16 protein-coding genes are annotated in these 17,016 nt (G+C 67.0%); 10 read left to right on the top strand and 6 right to left on the bottom strand.

The genetic code is table 11. From position 1 onward, the window contains the following. The first annotated feature begins 5 nt into the window (after nt 1–5). From QTH97_RS20450 to QTH97_RS20460, 3 genes are all read left to right on the top strand, one after another. Complete coding sequence (locus QTH97_RS20450) at nt 6–1,616, top strand: ABC transporter ATP-binding protein (protein WP_286570285.1); 1,611 nt, start codon at nt 6–8, stop codon at nt 1,614–1,616. 178 nt (nt 1,617–1,794) lie between these two features. Then, the gene (locus QTH97_RS20455) at nt 1,795–2,460 is read left to right on the top strand and encodes a cysteine hydrolase family protein (RefSeq protein ID WP_286570286.1); all 666 of its coding nucleotides are present in this window, start codon (nt 1,795–1,797) and stop codon (nt 2,458–2,460) included. 10 nt (nt 2,461–2,470) lie between these two features. After that, entirely contained in the window at nt 2,471–3,217 is a 747-nt protein-coding gene (locus QTH97_RS20460; protein WP_286570287.1) for a GntR family transcriptional regulator, read from the top strand. 2 nt (nt 3,218–3,219) lie between these two features. Here QTH97_RS20460 and QTH97_RS20465 read toward each other — a convergent pair whose 3' ends face one another. Further along, entirely contained in the window at nt 3,220–4,131 is a 912-nt protein-coding gene (locus QTH97_RS20465; protein WP_286570328.1) for a tripartite tricarboxylate transporter substrate binding protein, read from the bottom strand. Nucleotides 4,132–4,216: 85 nt separating this feature from the next. Next, entirely contained in the window at nt 4,217–5,476 is a 1,260-nt protein-coding gene (locus tag QTH97_RS20470) for a flavin-dependent oxidoreductase (RefSeq protein WP_286570288.1), read from the bottom strand. Nucleotides 5,477–5,578: 102 nt separating this feature from the next. Between QTH97_RS20470 and QTH97_RS20475 the strand changes: the two genes are divergently transcribed. Further along, entirely contained in the window at nt 5,579–6,484 is a 906-nt protein-coding gene (locus QTH97_RS20475; RefSeq protein ID WP_286570289.1) for a LysR family transcriptional regulator, read from the top strand. Between the two features lie 25 nt (nt 6,485–6,509). Here QTH97_RS20475 and QTH97_RS20480 read toward each other — a convergent pair whose 3' ends face one another. Continuing rightward, complete coding sequence (locus QTH97_RS20480) at nt 6,510–7,313, bottom strand: exodeoxyribonuclease III (protein WP_286570290.1); 804 nt, start codon at nt 7,311–7,313, stop codon at nt 6,510–6,512. 12 nt (nt 7,314–7,325) lie between these two features. Here QTH97_RS20480 and pyrE point away from each other — a divergent pair, with 12 nt between their 5' ends. Beyond that, nucleotides 7,326–8,009 (top strand): orotate phosphoribosyltransferase, encoded by a 684-nt coding sequence (gene pyrE, locus QTH97_RS20485; RefSeq protein ID WP_286570291.1) that lies wholly within the window; start codon nt 7,326–7,328, stop codon nt 8,007–8,009. A 24-nt stretch (nt 8,010–8,033) separates the two neighbouring features. Continuing rightward, nucleotides 8,034–8,705 (top strand): DUF4124 domain-containing protein, encoded by a 672-nt coding sequence (locus tag QTH97_RS20490; RefSeq protein WP_286570292.1) that lies wholly within the window; start codon nt 8,034–8,036, stop codon nt 8,703–8,705. Between the two features lie 131 nt (nt 8,706–8,836). On the opposite strand, the gene gatB is transcribed toward QTH97_RS20490, so the two are convergent. Genes gatB through gatC form a run of 3 tightly spaced genes read right to left on the bottom strand, consistent with a single transcriptional unit; the run spans nt 8,837 to nt 12,123 of the window. Continuing rightward, on the bottom strand, nt 8,837–10,324 hold the full coding sequence (gene gatB / locus QTH97_RS20495) for an Asp-tRNA(Asn)/Glu-tRNA(Gln) amidotransferase subunit GatB (protein WP_286570293.1): 1,488 nt from the start codon (nt 10,322–10,324) through the stop codon (nt 8,837–8,839). 15 nt (nt 10,325–10,339) lie between these two features. Next, complete coding sequence (gene gatA, locus QTH97_RS20500) at nt 10,340–11,827, bottom strand: Asp-tRNA(Asn)/Glu-tRNA(Gln) amidotransferase subunit GatA (protein ID WP_286570294.1); 1,488 nt, start codon at nt 11,825–11,827, stop codon at nt 10,340–10,342. Beyond that, on the bottom strand, nt 11,824–12,123 hold the full coding sequence (gatC, locus tag QTH97_RS20505) for an Asp-tRNA(Asn)/Glu-tRNA(Gln) amidotransferase subunit GatC (RefSeq protein WP_286570295.1): 300 nt from the start codon (nt 12,121–12,123) through the stop codon (nt 11,824–11,826). The genes gatA and gatC overlap by 4 nt, the downstream gene beginning before the upstream one ends. 225 nt (nt 12,124–12,348) lie before the next feature. On the opposite strand from gatC, the gene QTH97_RS20510 reads away from it, so the two are divergent. The 4 genes from QTH97_RS20510 (at nt 12,349) to mrdA (ending at nt 16,991) form a co-directional block, all read left to right on the top strand. Beyond that, nucleotides 12,349–13,392 (top strand): rod shape-determining protein, encoded by a 1,044-nt coding sequence (locus tag QTH97_RS20510; protein WP_028249609.1) that lies wholly within the window; start codon nt 12,349–12,351, stop codon nt 13,390–13,392. Between the two features lie 74 nt (nt 13,393–13,466). Beyond that, on the top strand, nt 13,467–14,441 hold the full coding sequence (mreC, locus tag QTH97_RS20515; protein ID WP_286570296.1) for a rod shape-determining protein MreC: 975 nt from the start codon (nt 13,467–13,469) through the stop codon (nt 14,439–14,441). Then, complete coding sequence (gene mreD / locus QTH97_RS20520; protein WP_286570297.1) at nt 14,438–14,959, top strand: rod shape-determining protein MreD; 522 nt, start codon at nt 14,438–14,440, stop codon at nt 14,957–14,959. Before mreC ends, mreD begins: the two co-directional genes overlap by 4 nt. A 61-nt stretch (nt 14,960–15,020) precedes the next feature. Continuing rightward, nucleotides 15,021–16,991: a penicillin-binding protein 2 gene (gene mrdA / locus QTH97_RS20525; RefSeq protein WP_286570298.1), complete on the top strand. Its 1,971-nt coding sequence runs from the start codon at nt 15,021–15,023 to the stop codon at nt 16,989–16,991. Nucleotides 16,992–17,016 lie beyond the last annotated feature (25 nt).

Consider the following 17,016-nt stretch of genomic DNA (forward strand, 5'->3'; position numbering starts at 1 on the left):
CGCACATGATCGCCCCGGTCGACCCGCTCCCTCCCACCACCGGCGCGCTGGCGCTGGACACCTACGAGCTGACCAAGCGCTTCGGCACTTTCACGGCGATGGACCGGGTGACGATGCATGTCGAACCCGGCACGGTGCACGCGCTGCTCGGCGAGAACGGCGCGGGCAAGAGCACGCTGGTGAAGTGCGTGGCAGGCTTCCAGCGCGCCGAGGAGGGGAGCATCCTGATCGACGGCCGCGAGCAGGACATCGCGAACCCGATCGTCGCGCGCGCGCTGGGCATCGGCATGGTCTACCAGCACTTCACGCTGGCGCCGGGAATGACGGTCGCGGAGAACCTGTTGCTGGCCGGCGGCAAGACGCCGGCGGTGATCGACTGGAAGACGACGCGCGCCGAGCTCACGCGGTTTCTGGCGACGACGCCCTTCAGCCTGGACCTCGACATGCGGCCGTCCGAACTGGCTGCGGGCGAGAAGCAGAAGCTGGAGTTGCTGAAGCAGCTCTACCTGAAGCCGCGCCTGTTGATCCTGGACGAGCCGACCTCGGTCCTGACGCCGCAGGAGGCCGACGAGGTGCTGGGGCACGTGCGCGAGTTCGCGCGCAGCGGGTTGTGCACGGTGCTGATCATCACGCACAAGTTCCGGGAGGTGATGTCGTATGCCGACAGCGTGACGGTCCTGCGCCGTGGCAAGGCGGTGCACCACTGCAAGGTCTCCGAGACGAATCCCGCCAGGCTCGCCGCGGCCATGATGGGTGAGGGCGAGGCGCCGCCGCCCGAAGGCGATACGGCGGCACCGGTCGGCCGCGCGTTGCACGCGATGAACGACACGGCCGCGGATGCGCCCATTGCATTGCGAGTCGAAGGACTGCAGGCGCAGGGCGATCGGGGAACGCTGGCGGTGCATGACCTGAGTCTCAGCGTGCGCTCGGGCGAGATCCTGGGCGTGGCGGGTGTCTCGGGCAATGGTCAACGCGAGCTGGTGGAGGCGCTGGTGGGCCAGCGGCCGAGGCTGGCCGGGCAGGTGACGGTGATGGGCGAGCCCTATGCCGCGCGGCGCGAGGAGAACCGGCGCCTGAAGGTTCGCAGCCTTCCCGAGGAGCCGTTGCGCAATGCCTGTGTCGGTGACCTGAGCGTCGCGGAGAACATGGCGTTGCGGGATTTCGATCAACCACCGTTGGCTTGGAAGGCATTCGGTGCCGGGGTACTCAACTTCCCCCTGTGGCGCAGCAGGGCGCGCGAGTGGATTGCCGAGTACGGGGTCAAGACACAGGGGGAAGGCGCGCCGATTCGCTCGCTCTCCGGTGGCAACGTGCAGCGCGCGGTGCTTGCGCGCGAACTGGCCGGTGACATCAATGTGCTGATCGCGGCGAATCCCGTGTTCGGGCTGGATTTCGCGGCTGTCGCGGAAATCCACAGCCGCATCGTGCAGGTGCGGGCGCGGGGCGGGGCTGTCCTGCTGATCAGCGAGGACCTCGATGAACTGCTGGAGATGGCGGATCGCATCGTTGTCATGAGCGAAGGGCGCGTGGTGTTCGAGACCGCTGCCGCGACCGCCGAGAGACACGTGCTGGGGGCGCACATGGGGGGCGGGGATCACTCTGCGGTGGCTGCATGAGTCGGTTGCTGCCGCATGGGGGGTGCCCGGCAGGCGGCGCCGGCTGGGCGACCCCGCTGCGCCGGCCCTTCGGGCTCCCTTGCGGTGCTCGCTTCAGGCGGGGTCCGCGCAAACTCGCTTCGCTCGGATACGCGCGGCCCTTTTTCCGCCTTCGGCCGATGCCGAACGAAAGCCATCCATGCAACTAGAAGCCAACCCCTTCCCCTACGAATTCGATCCGGCAAAGACCGCCTTGGTCCTCATCGACATGCAGAGGGACTTCATCGAACCGGGTGGGTTCGGCGAAACCCTGGGCAACGATGTCTCGCTGCTCGAAGCCATCGTCCCCGCCACGAAAAGGACGTTGGAAGCCTGGCGGGAAGCAGGCGGCCTGGTGGTCCACACGCGCGAGGCGCACAAGTCCGATCTTTCGGACTGTCCACCCGCCAAGCGCAATCGCGGCAATCCGACCTTGCGCATCGGCGACGCAGGGCCGATGGGGCGCATCCTCGTGATGGGTGAACCGGGCAACCAGATCATCGACGCGCTCGCACCGATCGAAGGCGAGATCGTTGTCGACAAGCCCGGCAAAGGCGCCTTCTACGCCACCGGCCTGCACGAGATGCTGAAGCGGCGCGGCATCACGCATCTGCTGTTCGGCGGCGTGACCACCGAAGTCTGCGTGCAGACCAGCATGCGCGAAGCCAACGACCGCGGCTACGACTGCCTGCTGCTGGAAGACTGCACCGAGAGCTACTTTCCCGCCTTCAAGGCAGCCGCCGTCGAGATGATCCGCGCCCAGGGTGCCATCGTCGGCTGGACCGCGCCGAGTGCCGCACTTCTGGCTGCGCTCGGCAAGCACTAACATCCCCCTCGTGTCCTCTGTCCGATTTCCTCCCGTCCCCGCCGACCCCGCGGCTCCGGATCCCGCGTTCCGCACGCGAGCCGATCAGGTGTACGCCCAACTCAAGCGCGACGTGGCCGAGTTCAGCCTGGTGCCAGGCGACCGGTTCACCGAGAACGAAATCAGCGAACGGCTCGGCGTCTCGCGCACGCCGGTGCGGCAGGCGCTGTTCAGGCTGCAGCAGGAAGGCTTTGTCGAAGTGCTGTTTCGCAGCGGCTGGCGCGTGCTGCCCTTCGACTTCGACCAGTTCGAACAACTCTACGACCTGCGCATGGTGCTGGAGACCACGGCTGTGCACCGGCTCTGCGAAAGCGACCACCGCGTCGATCGCAGCCTGGTCGAAGCGCTGGCCGGCATCTGGCTGGTGCCGGCAGCGTTGCGCAGCGCCGACACCGTGCAGGTGGCGCAGTGGGACGAGGAGTTTCATTGCTCGCTCGTCGCCGCCGCCGGCAACGCCGAGATGGCGCGCGTGCATCGCGATGTGACGGACCGCATCCGCATCATCCGCCGGCTCGACTTCACCAAGCAGCCGCGCATCGACGCCACCTACGACGAGCATGCCAAGATCCTGAAGGCGATCCGCGCCAACCGCGGCGATCAGGCCGCCATGCTGCTGCGCGCGCACATCGAGACCAGCCAGTCCGAGGTGCGAAAGATCACGCTGCACCAGGTGCACATGGCGCGTCATGCGGGCCGCGCGCGGGTGCCGGGGAGCTAGCTTCAGTCCGCGGTGATGCCGCCGCGCTGAACCACGTCCGCCCAACGCTTTGCGTCCTTCTGGATCAGGGCGCCGAATTCCTCGGGCGTGGACGACGCCGGCACCATGCCCTGCGCCTCGAAGGCGGTCGCGACGTCGGGCAGCTTCAGGATCGCGCCGATCTCCTTGTTGAGGCGTGCGACCACTGCCGGCGGCGTTCCCTTGGGCGCGAGTACGCCGTACCACATGTCGACGTTGCCGCCCTTGATGCCGGCTTCGGCCAGCGTCGGCACGTCGGGCAACTGCTGCAGGCGCTTGTCGCTTCCGGTCGCGATGGCCCTGAGCTTGCCGGCCTGGATGTGCTGCAGCGCCACGTGCACCGGCAGGAACATGTAGTCGATGCGGCCGCCCAGCAGGTCCGTCACCGCGCCCGCGGTCCCCTTGTACGGCACGTGGAGCATCTCGGTGCCGGTGTTCTGCATCAGCAGGGCCATCGAAAGATGGTGAGGGGTTCCGACGCCGGGCGTCGCATAGGTCAGCTTGCCGGGCTCGGCCTTCGCGGCCGCGACCATCTGGGCGACCGACGTGGTCTTCTGCACGTTGGGATTGGTCACCAGCAGCAGCGTGCCCCAGGAAGTGAGCGAGACGGGCGCGAAGTCGGCGACGGGGTCGTAGGCGAGCGACTTGTAGAGGCCCTTGTTCATGACCAGCGTGTTGACCTGCACCATCAGCGTGTTGCCGTCGGGTTTGGCGCGGGCCACCTTCTCGCTGCCGATGTTGCCGCTGGCGCCCGGCACGTTGTCGACGATCACCGGCTGGCCGAGCGCGGCGGGCAGCCGCACGGACAACTGTCGCGCGATCAGGTCGATGCCCGTGCCGGGCGTGTAGGGCACCACCAGCGTGATCGGCTGGTCAGGCCACGCGTGCGCGGCCATGGTGGTGGCGGCCACGGCAACGGCGGCCAGGATCTTTTTGAATGGGCGCAAGGGTGTCTCCTTATCGTTCTGGGAAGGCGTCTCTTCAAAGATAGGAGGGCCGCGACTTCAACGCCGCCGGGTCGTAGCCCGCCACCTGCTTGTAGTTGTCGGAGATGGCCTGCAATTCCTGCTGCGTCACGAACTCTTCCAGCCGGTCGAAGCGCCGGCCGCCGGAGCGCTCGAACACTTCGCGCAGGATCGCGTCGGGGGGATTGCTGCGATTGGTCAGCACGACCTGGGTGGTCGTCTTCACGCGCACTCGGTCGTAGTCCTCCAGCGCCGCCTGGCCAACGCCCAGCTTGCGCAACGCGCCCGCGAGATAGCGGGCGTCGATGATGGCCTGCCCCGCGCCGTTCGAGCCGCGCGGCACCATCGGATGGGCCGCATCGCCCAGCAGCGTGAGCCGGCCATGGGTCCACTTCGGCAGCGGGTCCTGGTCGACCATCGGGTATTCGAGGATCGCGTCGGAGGAGCGGATCAGGGCCGGCACGTCGAGCCAGTCGAAGTGCCAGTCCTCGAAGGCCGGGAGAAAGTCCTCGAGCCGGCCGGGGCGGCTCCAGTCCTGGAGCGCCGGTTGCGCTGCGTGGATCTCGGCGACCCAGTTGATGAGTTGGTTGCCTTCGCCGTCGACGTTGTCGCGGATCGGGTAGATCACCATCTTGCCCTGGTCGAGCCAGCCGGCGCGCACCATGCTCGCGCCCGACAGAAAGGGCTTGTGCACGGCGGTGCCGCGCCACATGTTGACGCCCGAGTAGCGCGGCGCCCCTTCCTCCGGATAGAACTGCTTGCGCAGCACGGAGTGGATGCCGTCGCAGCCCACGGCAATCGATCCGCGAACGCTGGGCAGGAGCGAGCCGTCAGGCGCGGTGAAGCGTGCGGTGACGCCCGTGTCGTCCTGGTCCACGCCGGCGCAGCGATGGCCGCACACCACGGCATCGGCGCCGAGTCGCTCGCGCGTCGCCTGGAGCAGCACGGTGTGCAGGTCGCCGCGGTGGATCGAGTACTGGGGCCAGTCGTAGCCCGCCGCCGTGCCGGCCGCTTCGCGAAACACCAACTGGCCGTGCGAATTGAAGAACACTGCCTCCCTGGTCCGCACGCCGACCGCGTCGAGCGCGGGCATCAGGCCGAGTTCGCCCAGTTCCCGCACCGCATGCGGCAGCAGGTTGATGCCCACGCCGAGGGGCTTCAGCTCCGGCACCGCTTCATGGACCCGGCACGCGATGCCGGCCTGGTGCAGGCTCAACGCCAGGGTCAGTCCGCCGATGCCGGCGCCCAGCACGATCACTTCGGTTTGTTGGCTCATGTCTTGGTTTCGCTTCTTGTGCTGTATCAAGGAGATCGGATTAGACAAAGCCATTGGTTATTTGGGAAATTTAGATGTCGTATGGATTTATCATGATGTCTTATGAATTTGTCGGTCCGTCAGATGCGCGCGTTCCTGCACGTCGCGCGCATGGGCAACTTCACCCGCGCGGCCGAGCAGGCGCATATGACGCAGGCCGGCCTGAGCACGCTGGTGCGCGAGATGGAGCGCCAACTGGGCTGCCGCCTCTTCGACCGCACCACGCGGATGGTCAGCCTCACCGCGGCGGGGCGGCGGCTGCTGCCGGTGGTCGAACGGGTCGTGACGGACCTGGACGACGTCACCGCGCAGCTCGGCGTCGAAGGTGACGAGGCGCGCCAGACGCTGCGCATCGCCGCCACGCCGCTGGTGTCATCCCACCTCTTGCCGCAGGTGTTCCACCAATTCCGCGAGAGCCATCCGAAGGTCAGCCTCAAGCTGTTCGATGCCGACCTGCGTGACGTCGAGACGATGGTCGTGAGCGGCGAGGCCGACATGGGGCTGGGATTCTTCTTCAAGGCCGCGCCGGGGCTGGATCGGGCGCCGGTCGGGCGATTCCATCTGATGCGGGTGTCGGCGGCGGAGTCGGAGCAGGCGTCGCTCACCACCGGCACCGCGCCCTGGTCGGCGCTGCGTTCGGCCGAACTGATTGGCCTGCCGCAGAGCAACCCGATCCAGAAGGTCATCGACGTGCACCTGGGCGCGATCGGCCGGGCCGATGCGCAGCGGCAGGCATTCAACTTCTTCGGCACGCTGATCTCGATGGTCGAGTCCGGATTCGGCACCGCCGTGATGCCGACCTTCGCGCTGGCGGCCTGCCGGCGGCACCGCGTGCGCACCGACGTGCTGGTCAAGCCGAAGGTGGAGCTGGACTTCTATCGCATCACCAAGCGGGGTGCACACGAGAGCGAGGCCATGCGCTCCTTCAGCGACACCCTGGTGAAGGCATTGCCGGCGTTGTCGCGCTAGCGGGAGTGGGCGAGCCGGGCGCGCTTCACAACTTGAAGTCGTAGTCCACCGTGATCGGCGCGTGGTCGCTGAACTTGATGGTCTTGAAGATCGATTCGTTGCGAGCCAGCTTGGCGAGCTTCGGCGTGGCGAGGTGGTAGTCCAGCCGCCACCCCACGTTCTTGGCGTAGGCCTGTCCGCGATTGCTCCACCAGGTGTAGGCCTCGTCGGTGGTGTCGGGCTTCAGCATGCGGTAGACGTCGACCAGGCCGGCACCCTCCGCGCCGGCGTCGAGCAGGTTGGTCATCCAGGCGCGCTCCTCGGGCAGGAAGCCGCTGTTCTTCTGGTTGCCGCGCCAGTTCTTCAGGTCGATCTCCTTGTGCGCGATGTTGATGTCGCCGCACAGGATGAAGTCGCGCTCGCGCTTCAGCGCGATCAGGTGGGGAAAGAAGCCCTTCAGGAAGCGGAACTTGGCCGCCTGCCGCTCTTCGCCCGACGAGCCGCTCGGGAAGTAGCAACTGATGATCGACAGCTTGCGTTTCGGCGTGTCGAAGCGCAGTTCGAGGTAGCGGCCTTCGGCGTCGAACTCGCGGTCGCCCCAGCCGACGACCACGTCGCTGGGCGCGTGCTTCGAATAGATCGCGGTGCCTGCGTAGCCCTTCTTTTCCGCGAAGTGGAAGTGGCCCTTGAGGCCGGCCATCTCCTCGAAGCGGCCTTCGATGTCGCTCGCCTGGACCCGGATCTCCTGCATGCAAATACAATCCGGCGCCAGTTCGGCGACCCAGTCGGCAACGCCTTTGGTGGCTGCCGATCGCAGGCCGTTGAGGTTGAGGCTGGTCAGTTTGAACACAAGGACATTCCCATGGCTGAAGAGATTGGAGAGGGCGGCGCGCTCGCACAGGAATTCGTGCAGTTCGCGCTGGAGTCGGGGGTGCTGCGTTTCGGCCAGTTCAAGACCAAGGCCGGTCGCATGAGCCCCTATTTTTTCAACGCGGGCCTGTTCGACGATGGCGCCAAGCTCGGGCGGCTCGCGGGATTCTATGCAGACCGGTTGATCGCGAGCGGCCTGGAGTTCGACATGATCTTCGGCCCCGCCTACAAGGGCATCCCGCTGGGCGCCACGGTTGCTGCGGAACTCGCGCGACGCGGCCGCAACGTGCCTTTTGCGTACAACCGCAAGGAGGCCAAGGACCACGGGGAAGGTGGCACGCTGGTCGGCGCGCCGCTCAAGGGACGGGTGCTGATCGTCGACGACGTGATGTCCGCCGGCACCGCGGTGCGCGAATCGATCGCCGCCATCCGTGGCGCCGGCGCCACGCCGCACGCCGTTGCCATCGCGCTGGATCGCCAGGAAAAAGCGACCGAAAACGGCGTGGACGTTGACCACAGCGCTGTGCAGTACGTCCGCAATCAGCTCGGCATGCACGTGATTGCCATCGCAACGCTTGACGACTTGTTACAGTACCTCTCAGGCCGCGCGGATGACGAACTGGGCGCCCACCGCCAGGGAGTGCTGGCGTACAGGGCCCGGTACGGCGCAGGCTGATGCAACCTGTCTGAAGGATTGAAGTTGGCGAGAACCCAAGCACTGTATGCATCCCTGGCGCTCTCGCTGGCTGTGGCCGGTGTGGTGCATGCACAGCAACCCCCGGCCAGCGCGCGTCCGCCGACCACCGCGGCAGGCGCCGGCCCCAGCATCTACAGCTGCACCGATGCGAAGGGCCGCACGATCACCGCGGACCGGCCGATTCCCGATTGCATCGATCGCGAACAGCGCGAGCTGAACCCCAGCGGCACCACGCGGCGCAAGATCGAACCCACCTACACGGCCCGTGAACAGGCCGAGCGGGAGGAGCGCGACCGCCAGGCGCAACTGCTCGCGGCCCGCCAGTTGGAGGAGCGGCGGCGCGAACGCGCGCTCCTGATCCGCTACCCGACGCCCGTGGCGCACGACCGGGAGCGCGCCGAGGCACTGGTGCAGATCGACGCGGTGATCCAGGCGGCCAGGAAGCGGCTGGGTGAACTCGCCGAAGAGCGCAAGCGGATCGATGATGAGCTGGAGTTCTACAAGAAGGACCCGAGCAAGGCGCCCGATTCGATCCGACGCAAGGTCGACGACAACGCGAGAAGCGTGTCGGTGCAGAACCGTTTCATCGGCGAGCAGGAGGATGAAAAGAAGCGCGTGAATGCGCGCTTCGACGAAGAACAGGCGCGCCTGAAGCCCCTTTGGGCGGCCAAATAAGCTCGCCCCCAGGCTAGCCCACTTCGTGTGGCCGCCTACCCCCTGCCGGGAGGCAACACCGGCGGACCGGCTGAGCCGGATCCGCGGTGTTTCGCGAAGGGTGACCGCGCTGCGCGGGGCACCTGGCCGATTTACCCGAGCTTTGCCTTGAGGAGGGCGTTGACCTGGGCGGGGTTGGCCTTGCCCTGGCTGGCTTTCATGACCTGGCCGACGAGGGCGTTGAAGGCCTTGTCCTTGCCGGCGCGGTATTCGTCGATGTTCTTCTGGTTGGTGGCCAGCACGCCATCGATGATCTTTTCCAGGGCGCCGCTGTCGCTCATCTGCTTGAGGCCCTTGGCTTCGATGACGGTGTCGACGTCCTCGCCTTCGCCGGTCCAGAGGGCGTCGAAGACTGTGCGCGCGGCGTTGTTCGAGATGGTGTCGTCACTGATGCGCTGGATCAGCTTGGCGAGCTGCGCGGCGGTGACCGGGGCATCGGTGATGGCGATGTCCTGCTGGTTCAGGCGTCGGGCGATCTCGCCGGTGATCCAGTTGCTGGCGAGCTTGGGGGCGGCACCGGCGTCCACGGCGGCGTCGAAATAACTGGCGAGGGCGGGGCTCTGCGTGAGCTGCGCGGCGTCGTATTCCGAGAGGCCGTGCTGCCGCACGTAGCGTTCGGCCATGGCGCGTGGCAATTCGGGCATCGCGGCGCGTACGCGCTCGATCCACTCGGCGGCGATCGCCAGCGGCGGCAGGTCGGGGTCCGGGAAGTAGCGATAGTCGGCTGCGTCTTCCTTGGTGCGCATGGCGCGGGTCTCGCCGGTGTCGGGGTCGAACAGCACCGTGGCCTGCTGGATCTGCCGGCCTTCCTCGATCTCCTCGATCTGCCAGCGGATCTCGTAGTCGATCGCCTGCTGCATGAACTTGAAGCTGTTGAGGTTCTTGATCTCGCGGCGGGTCCCCAGCGGCGCACCGGGCTTGCGTACCGAGACGTTGGCGTCGCAGCGGAAGCTGCCTTCCTGCATGTTGCCGTCGCAGATGCCGATCCAGGTGACGATCTTGTGCAGCTCGCGTGCATAGGCCACGGCCTCGGCAGTGGAGCGCATGTCGGGCTCGGTCACGATCTCCAGCAGCGGCGTGCCGGCGCGGTTCAGGTCGATGCCTGACTGGCCGACGAAGTCCTCATGGAGCGACTTGCCGGCGTCTTCCTCGAGGTGGGCGCGCACCAGGCGCACGGTCTTCTTCTCGTCGCCGAGGAAGAAGCTCACCGAGCCGCCTTGCACGACGGGAATCTCGAACTGGCTGATCTGGTAGCCCTTGGGCAGGTCGGGGTAGAAGTAGTTCTTGCGCGCGAACACGCTGCGCGGCGCGATGTGCGAACCGAGGGCGAGGCCGAGGCGGATGGCGCGCTCGACGGCGCCCTTGTTCATCACCGGGAGGGTGCCGGGCAGCGCCAGGTCGACCGCGCAGGCCTGCGTGTTGGGCTCGGCACCGAAGGCAGTGGAAGCGCGGCTGAAGATCTTCGAAACGGTGGAAAGCTGGGCGTGCGTCTCGAAGCCGATGATGACTTCATAGCCACGCACCAGCGGGCCGGTCGGGCGTCCGCTCTGCGCGGCCTCGAAAGTGTTGATTTCGCTCATGTCAGTTCTTCGCCATCAATAGCCGGCGGGCGCGCGCCGGTGCCAGTCGGTGGCCTGCTGGAAGCGGTGTGCGGCATTGAGCAGCCGGGCTTCGTCCAGGTAGTTTCCGATGAGTTGCACGCCGACGGGCATGCCGCCGTCGAAGCCTGCGGGCACGCTCATGCCGGGCAGGCCCGCGAGCGATGCCGGCAGCGTGAAGATGTCGGCCAGGTAGTCGGCGACCGGATCGCCGCCGTGTTCGCCGAGCTTCCACGCAACGGTCGGCGCTGCGGGGCCGGCGATGACGTCGCACTGCCTGAAGGCCTGCTGGAAGTCGTCCGCGATCATGCGGCGCACCTTCTGGGCTTGCAGGTAATAGGCGTCGTAGTAGCCGTGCGAGAGCACGTAGGTGCCGATCATGATGCGGCGCTTGACCTCGTCGCCGAAGCCTTCCTCGCGCGTCTGGGCGTACATGTCGGCGAGATCGCGGTACTTGCTGGCGCGATGCCCGAACTTGACGCCGTCGAAGCGGCTCAGGTTGCTCGATGCCTCGGCGGCGGCCAGGATGTAGTAGACGGGGATCGACAGCTCGGTGCGCGGCAGCGTGATCTCGACGCGCCGGGCGCCCAGCTTCTCGTACTCGGCCAACGCCGCGTCGACCACTGCGCGCACGCCGGGTGCCACGCCATCGCCGAGAAATTCCCTGGGCACGCCGATGCGAAGGCCTTCCAGCGAATCGCCGAGGCGGCGCGAGAAATCCTCGGCCGGCTTGTCCAGCGAGGTCGAATCGCGATCCGTGTCGGGTCCGCACATTGCGGAGAGCAGCAGGGCGCAATCCTCGGCCGAACGGGCCATCGGGCCCGCCTGGTCGAGGCTCGATGCAAAAGCCACCATGCCGTAGCGCGATGCGCGCCCATAGGTCGGCTTGATGCCGGTCACGCCGCAGAACGACGCCGGCTGGCGGATCGAGCCGCCGGTGTCGGTGCCGGTCGCGGCCGGCGCCAGGCGCGCCGCCACCACTGCCGCGCTGCCGCCCGACGAACCGCCCGGGATGCGCGCCGTGTCCCACGGATTGCGCACCGGCACGGCGCTGTCGAAGCCGACGGCGGGCGCGGCCACGTTCTCGTTGGACGAGCCCATCGCGAATTCGTCGCAGCTCAGCTTGCCGAGCGTGACGGTGCCGGCCTCCGCGAGACGTCGCACGACCGTGGCGTCGAAGGGTGAGCGGTAGCCGGCCAGGATGCGCGATCCGGCAGTGGTCGGCAGGTCGGCGGTGACGAAAATGTCCTTGTGCGCAATCGGCACGCCGGCCAGCGCCGGGGCATTGCCGGCGGCGATCCGTGCGTCAGCCGCTCGGGCCTGGGTCAGCGTCAGGTCTTCGTCGACCGCGACAAAGGTGCCCAGATCCTGGTGCTTGCGGATACGGGCGAGATGGTGCTGCGCGGCCTCGACGGCCGAGACCTTGCGCTCGCCCAGAGCCTTGGCGAGCTCCGCCACGCCCATCTGATGCAGTTCGGCGCTCATTCGATCACCTTCGGGACGAGAAACAGGCCGTTTTCGACCGCCGGCGCGCTGCGCTGGTTGGCTTCCCGGTTGTCCGGTTCGGTCACGACGTCTTCGGCGAGGCGAAGTATCACGTCCTCGACCGTGGCGACCGGGTGCGCGAGCGGCTCGATGCCCGCGGTGTCGACCGCGCGCATCTGCTCGACCAGGTCGAAAAAGCCGTTGATCTGGTCGAGCATGCGCTCGCTCTCGTCAGGAGCTAGCTGGAGCCGGGCAAGCGACGCGATGCGCGCAATATCGGAAGAAGTGAGGGACATCGAAAAAAGAGGCTGGCAGCCGTGAAAACATGGGCACTCGCAACCCGCAAAAAGGGCGCCAAGACGCGGGAGTGCCGGGGGATTCGGTTATTATCCCGCCTTTGCCGCAACCCCCGCGAACGCGGCGGCATTTGCCGCAAAAACGATTCAAACCACCCCGTCAAACGACCCACCAAGAGGGCGACGGCCTGCCGACGCGCATGCCGTGCTCCAGAGGATTCCAGAATGTTTGGAGCTTTCCGTCGGTACTTTTCTACCGACCTCGCGATCGACCTCGGCACCGCCAACACCCTGATTTTTGCCCGTAACAAGGGCATTGTCCTGGACGAGCCTTCGGTCGTCGCGATCCGCCACGAAGGCGGCCCGCACGGCAAGAAGGTGATCCAGGCCGTGGGCCGCGAAGCCAAGGCGATGCTCGGCAAGGTGCCGGGCAACATCGAGGCCATCCGCCCGATGAAGGACGGCGTGATCGCCGATTTCGTGATCACCGAGCAGATGATCAAGCAGTTCATCAAGATGGTGCACCCGCGTTCGCTGCTCACGCCCAGCCCGCGCATCATCATCTGCGTGCCCTGCGGCTCGACCCAGGTCGAGCGCCGCGCCATCAAGGACGCGGCCGAAGCCGCCGGCGCCACCTCGGTCTACCTGATCGAAGAACCCATGGCCGCCGCCATCGGCGCCGGCCTGCCGGTGTCCGAAGCCAGCGGCTCGATGGTCGTCGACATCGGCGGCGGCACCACCGAAGTGGGCGTGATCTCGCTCGGCGGCATGGTCTACAAGGGCAGCGTCCGCGTCGGCGGCGACCGCTTCGACGAGGCCATCATCAATTACATCCGCCGCAACTACGGCATGCTGATCGGCGAGCCGACAGCCGAAGTCATCAAGAAGAGCATCGGCTCCGCCTTCCCGGGTTCCGAAGTCAAGGAAATGGAAGTCAAGGGCCGCAACCTCAGCGAAGGGGTGCCGCGCAGCTTCACCATCAGCAGCAATGAAGTGCTGGAAGCCCTGACCGACCCCCTCAACAACATCGTTTCGGCCGTCAAGAACGCGCTGGAGCAGACGCCGCCCGAACTGGGCGCCGACATCGCCGAGCGCGGGATGATGCTGACCGGCGGCGGCGCGCTGCTGCGCGACCTCGACCGCCTACTGGCCGAGGAAACCGGCTTGCCGGTGCTCGTCGCCGAAGATCCGCTGACCTGCGTGGTGCGAGGCTGCGGTATCGCACTCGAGCGCATGGACAGGCTCGGAAGCATCTTCACAAGCGAATAATGCGACTGATGCGCAATTGGCCGGCCCGCGTTTGCGCAGGGCCGGCTTTTTCAATTTAAAGCACTCCTCCCGCCATGCCGCTCGGTACGCTCGATCGCACCGCGCCACCCCTCTTCAACCAGGGGCCTTCGGCGCTCAGCAAGCTGATCTTCTTCAGCGCGCTTGCGCTGTTCCTGATGGTGGCGGACGCGCGCTTCCATATCGTGCAGCCGCTGCGCACGGCCATCGGCGCGGTGCTCTATCCGATCCAGTGGCTGGCGCTCAAGCCGGTTCAACTGGCGGTCGGGGGCAGCCGCTACCTCGAAGACCTGCAAACGGCGCAGAGCAACGAAGCGGATGCCCGCAAGGCGCTCGCCCTGCAGTCGGAGCGCGCGAGCCAGGCCGACACGCTCGCGCAGGAAAACGCGCGGCTGCGCGCGATGCTCGAACTGCGCGAAACCACGCAGACTCCCGGGCGAGTGGCCGAGGTGCTCTATGACACCGCCGACCCGTACACCCGCAAGCTGGTGATCGACCAGGGCCTCACGAACGGCATCACGGCCGGTTCGCCCGTGATCGACGAGCATGGCGTGCTCGGGCAGGTCACGCAGGTACAGCCTTTCACGAGCGAGATCACGCTGGTGATCGACCGCGATCTCTCCATTCCCGTGCAGAACGTGCGCACCGGCGCCCGCAGCGTGGCCTTCGGCGACGCGAGCGCCCACGGCGGAGGGCTGGAGCTGCGCTTCATGGCCGCCAACGCCGATCTGCAGGAAGGCGACCTGCTCACCACGAGCGGCGTCGATGGCGTCTATCCGCCCGGCCTGCCGGTCGCGAAGATCGACCGCATCGAGCGCCGCGCCGATTCGGCCTTTGCCCGCATCCATTGCGTGCCGGTGGGTCACGTGACGGCGGCGCGCTACGTGCTCGTGCTGGCGCCCACGGGCGGGCAACCCGTGCCTCGCCCGGCGCCGGTCGCGAACGCCAGCCCCGCGGCGAAGAAGAAGGCCGACGCCAAGGGGGACAAGGCCGATGGCAAGGCCGACAAGAAGGCGAAGGCACCGCGATGATCATGCGTCCCGGCCAGCAGCAGCTTCTGCTGCCAGTCAGCCCGCTCTTCATGTGGCTGAGCCTCATCGCTGCGTTGCTTTTCAACATGGTGCCGCTTGGCCGTGCCGCCTGGACGCCCGACCTGCTCGCGCTGGTGATCGTGTTCTGGAGCGTGCACCAGCCCATGCGCATCGGCATTGGCGCGGCCTTCGTGTTCGGCCTGCTGATGGACGTGCACCAGGCCGCGATGCTGGGCCAGCACGCGCTGTCCTATACGACGCTGGGCTTCTTCGCGATCATGGTCCACCGCCGCCTGCTGTGGTTTCCGGTGCTCTCGCAGGCCCTGCAGGTGCTGCCGCTGTTCGCGCTGTCCCATCTGATCGAACTTGCGATCCGCATGATCGGCGGGGGCGTGTTTCCGGGATGGTCGCTGTTGATTGCGCCGGTCATCGAGGCCGCCTTGTGGCCGCTGGTCAGCATCGCGTTGCTGGCGCCGCAGCGCCGGACGCCGGAACCAGATGCGAATCGGCCCCTCTAATCGGGCGCGCCTCCAGGCTGTGCGCACTTCCTGTGGTTTCCGCCGCTCAAGCTGAACTTTCATGACCGAAATCCGCAATGTTGCTGCCGATCTCTCGCGCTTCCGGCGTCGGGTGATCGTGATCGGCCTTGTCGTGCTGACGGCCTTTGGGCTGCTGTGCACGCGGCTGTTCTATTTGCAGGTGGTGCGTCATGAGGACCTCGCGGAGCAGGCGGAGAGCAATCGCACGGCGATCGTGCCGGTGGTGCCGAATCGCGGGCTGATCCTCGACCGCAGCGGCATCGTGCTGGCTTCGAACTATTCGGCCTATACGCTGGAGATCACGCCATCGAAGGCCGGCAACCTGGAAGACACGATCGAGAGTCTGACCGAGGTGCTGGACATCTCGCCGCGCGACCGCCGGCGCTTCAAGCGGCTGCGGGAGGACTCTCGCAGCTTCGACTCGGTGCCGATCCGTACCCGGCTGAGCGACGAGGAGGTCGCGCGCTTCGCCGCCCAGCGTTATCGCTTCCCGGGGGTCGAGATCAAGGCGCGGCTGTTCCGCAACTACCCCAACGGCGACCTGGCGAGCCATGTGCTGGGCTACATCGGCCGCATCAACCAGGCCGAGAAGGCGGCGATGGAAGACTGGGAGGACGAGGACCTCGCCAACTACAAGGGCACCGAATACATCGGCAAGCTCGGCATCGAGCAGAGCTACGAGAAGACGCTCCATGGCCAGACCGGTGTCGAGCAGATGGAAACGTCCGCCGGCGGCCGGGCGGTGCGGCGGCTCGCTGCACATCCCGCGACGCCGGGCAATACCGTCATGCTCTCGCTCGACATCAAGCTGCAGAAGCTGGTGGAGGACATGTACGGCGACCGGCGCGGCGCGCTCGTCGCGATGGACCCGAAGACCGGCGAGATCCTGGCCTTCGTGAGCAAGCCGACCTTCGACCCGAACCTCTTCGTCGAAGGCATCGACACGGAAAGCTGGAAGGAACTCAGCGAATCGATCGACAAGCCGCTGCTCAACCGCGCTTTGCGTGGCACCTATCCACCGGGCTCGACCTACAAGCCCTTCATGGCGCTGGCGGCGCTGCAGACCGGCAAGCGCGGCCCCAACGTGGTGGTGAACGATCCGGGGTACTTCAATTTCGGCGGCCACCGCTTCGGCAGCCCCGAAGGCAACATCGGCGGCGTCGACATGCGGCGCTCGATCCAGCTGTCGAGCAACATCTACTACTACTCGCTGGCCAACGAGATGGGAGTGGACCTGATCCACGACGCGATGAAGCCCCTGGGCTTCGGCCAGATCACGGGCATCGACCTCGGCGGCGAGGTGCGCGGCGTGCTGCCCAGCACCGAGTGGAAGCGCAACGCCTACAAGCGCCCCGAGCAGAAGAAGTGGTACGCGGGAGAGACCATCTCGCTGGGCATCGGGCAGGGCTACAACGCCTTCACGATGCTGCAACTGGCGCAGGCGACGGCCATCGTGGCCGACAGCGGCATGAAGCACAAGCCGCACCTCGGCCTGGCGATTCGCGACACGGTGACCGGGCAGGTGAAGCCCATCGAGCAGCCCGCGGCGTTGAGCCTGGGCATCACCCCCGGCAACGTCGCGGTGATACGGGAGGGCCTGGTGGCGGTGGTCAATGCAGGCACTGCGCGCAGCGTCTTCGCGGGTGCCGGCTATCAGGCAGCCGGCAAGACGGGAACGGCCCAGGCGGTCGGCATGGCACAGAACACCAAGTACAACGCCCGGGCGCTCGAAGAGCACCAGCGCGATCACGCACTCTTCATGGCCTTCGCACCGGCCAACGATCCGAAGATCGCCGTGGCGCTCATCGTCGAGAACGCGGGCTGGGGTGCGGGTGCCGCGGCGCCGATCGCTCGCCGCGTGTTCGACTACTGGCTGATGGACCAGTACCCGAGCGAGGCGGACATGGCCGCCATCCGGGTCGGCAAGGCCACGGCGCCGATCGGCAAGCCGCGGGTCGCCAGCGAGGTCGCCTGGCCGTCCGCCGCCGCGACCGCGACGACCGCACCCTGACGACCGGCGCACCGGCCCGGCGGCC

The sequence above is a fragment of the Variovorax gracilis genome, assembly GCF_030317115.1.
Taxonomy (GTDB): domain Bacteria; phylum Pseudomonadota; class Gammaproteobacteria; order Burkholderiales; family Burkholderiaceae_C; genus Variovorax; species Variovorax gracilis.

What these genes read in the sequence shown, in the direction of transcription:
- mreD (WP_286570297.1), top strand. Translation starts at nt 14,438, where the DNA reads ATGATCATGCGTCCCGGCCAGCAGCAGCTTCTGCTGCCAGTCAGCCCG.
- pyrE (WP_286570291.1), top strand. Translation starts at nt 7,326, where the DNA reads ATGGCTGAAGAGATTGGAGAGGGCGGCGCGCTCGCACAGGAATTCGTG.
- QTH97_RS20455 (WP_286570286.1), top strand. Translation starts at nt 1,795, where the DNA reads ATGCAACTAGAAGCCAACCCCTTCCCCTACGAATTCGATCCGGCAAAG.
- QTH97_RS20450 (WP_286570285.1), top strand. Translation starts at nt 6, where the DNA reads ATGATCGCCCCGGTCGACCCGCTCCCTCCCACCACCGGCGCGCTGGCG.
- gatB (WP_286570293.1), bottom strand. Translation starts at nt 10,324, where the DNA reads ATGAGCGAAATCAACACTTTCGAGGCCGCGCAGAGCGGACGCCCGACC.
- QTH97_RS20470 (WP_286570288.1), bottom strand. Translation starts at nt 5,476, where the DNA reads ATGAGCCAACAAACCGAAGTGATCGTGCTGGGCGCCGGCATCGGCGGA.
- QTH97_RS20465 (WP_286570328.1), bottom strand. Translation starts at nt 4,131, where the DNA reads ATGGCCGCGCACGCGTGGCCTGACCAGCCGATCACGCTGGTGGTGCCC.
- mrdA (WP_286570298.1), top strand. Translation starts at nt 15,021, where the DNA reads ATGACCGAAATCCGCAATGTTGCTGCCGATCTCTCGCGCTTCCGGCGT.
- mreC (WP_286570296.1), top strand. Translation starts at nt 13,467, where the DNA reads ATGCCGCTCGGTACGCTCGATCGCACCGCGCCACCCCTCTTCAACCAG.
- gatA (WP_286570294.1), bottom strand. Translation starts at nt 11,827, where the DNA reads ATGAGCGCCGAACTGCATCAGATGGGCGTGGCGGAGCTCGCCAAGGCT.
- gatC (WP_286570295.1), bottom strand. Translation starts at nt 12,123, where the DNA reads ATGTCCCTCACTTCTTCCGATATTGCGCGCATCGCGTCGCTTGCCCGG.
- QTH97_RS20510 (WP_028249609.1), top strand. Translation starts at nt 12,349, where the DNA reads ATGTTTGGAGCTTTCCGTCGGTACTTTTCTACCGACCTCGCGATCGAC.
- QTH97_RS20475 (WP_286570289.1), top strand. Translation starts at nt 5,579, where the DNA reads ATGAATTTGTCGGTCCGTCAGATGCGCGCGTTCCTGCACGTCGCGCGC.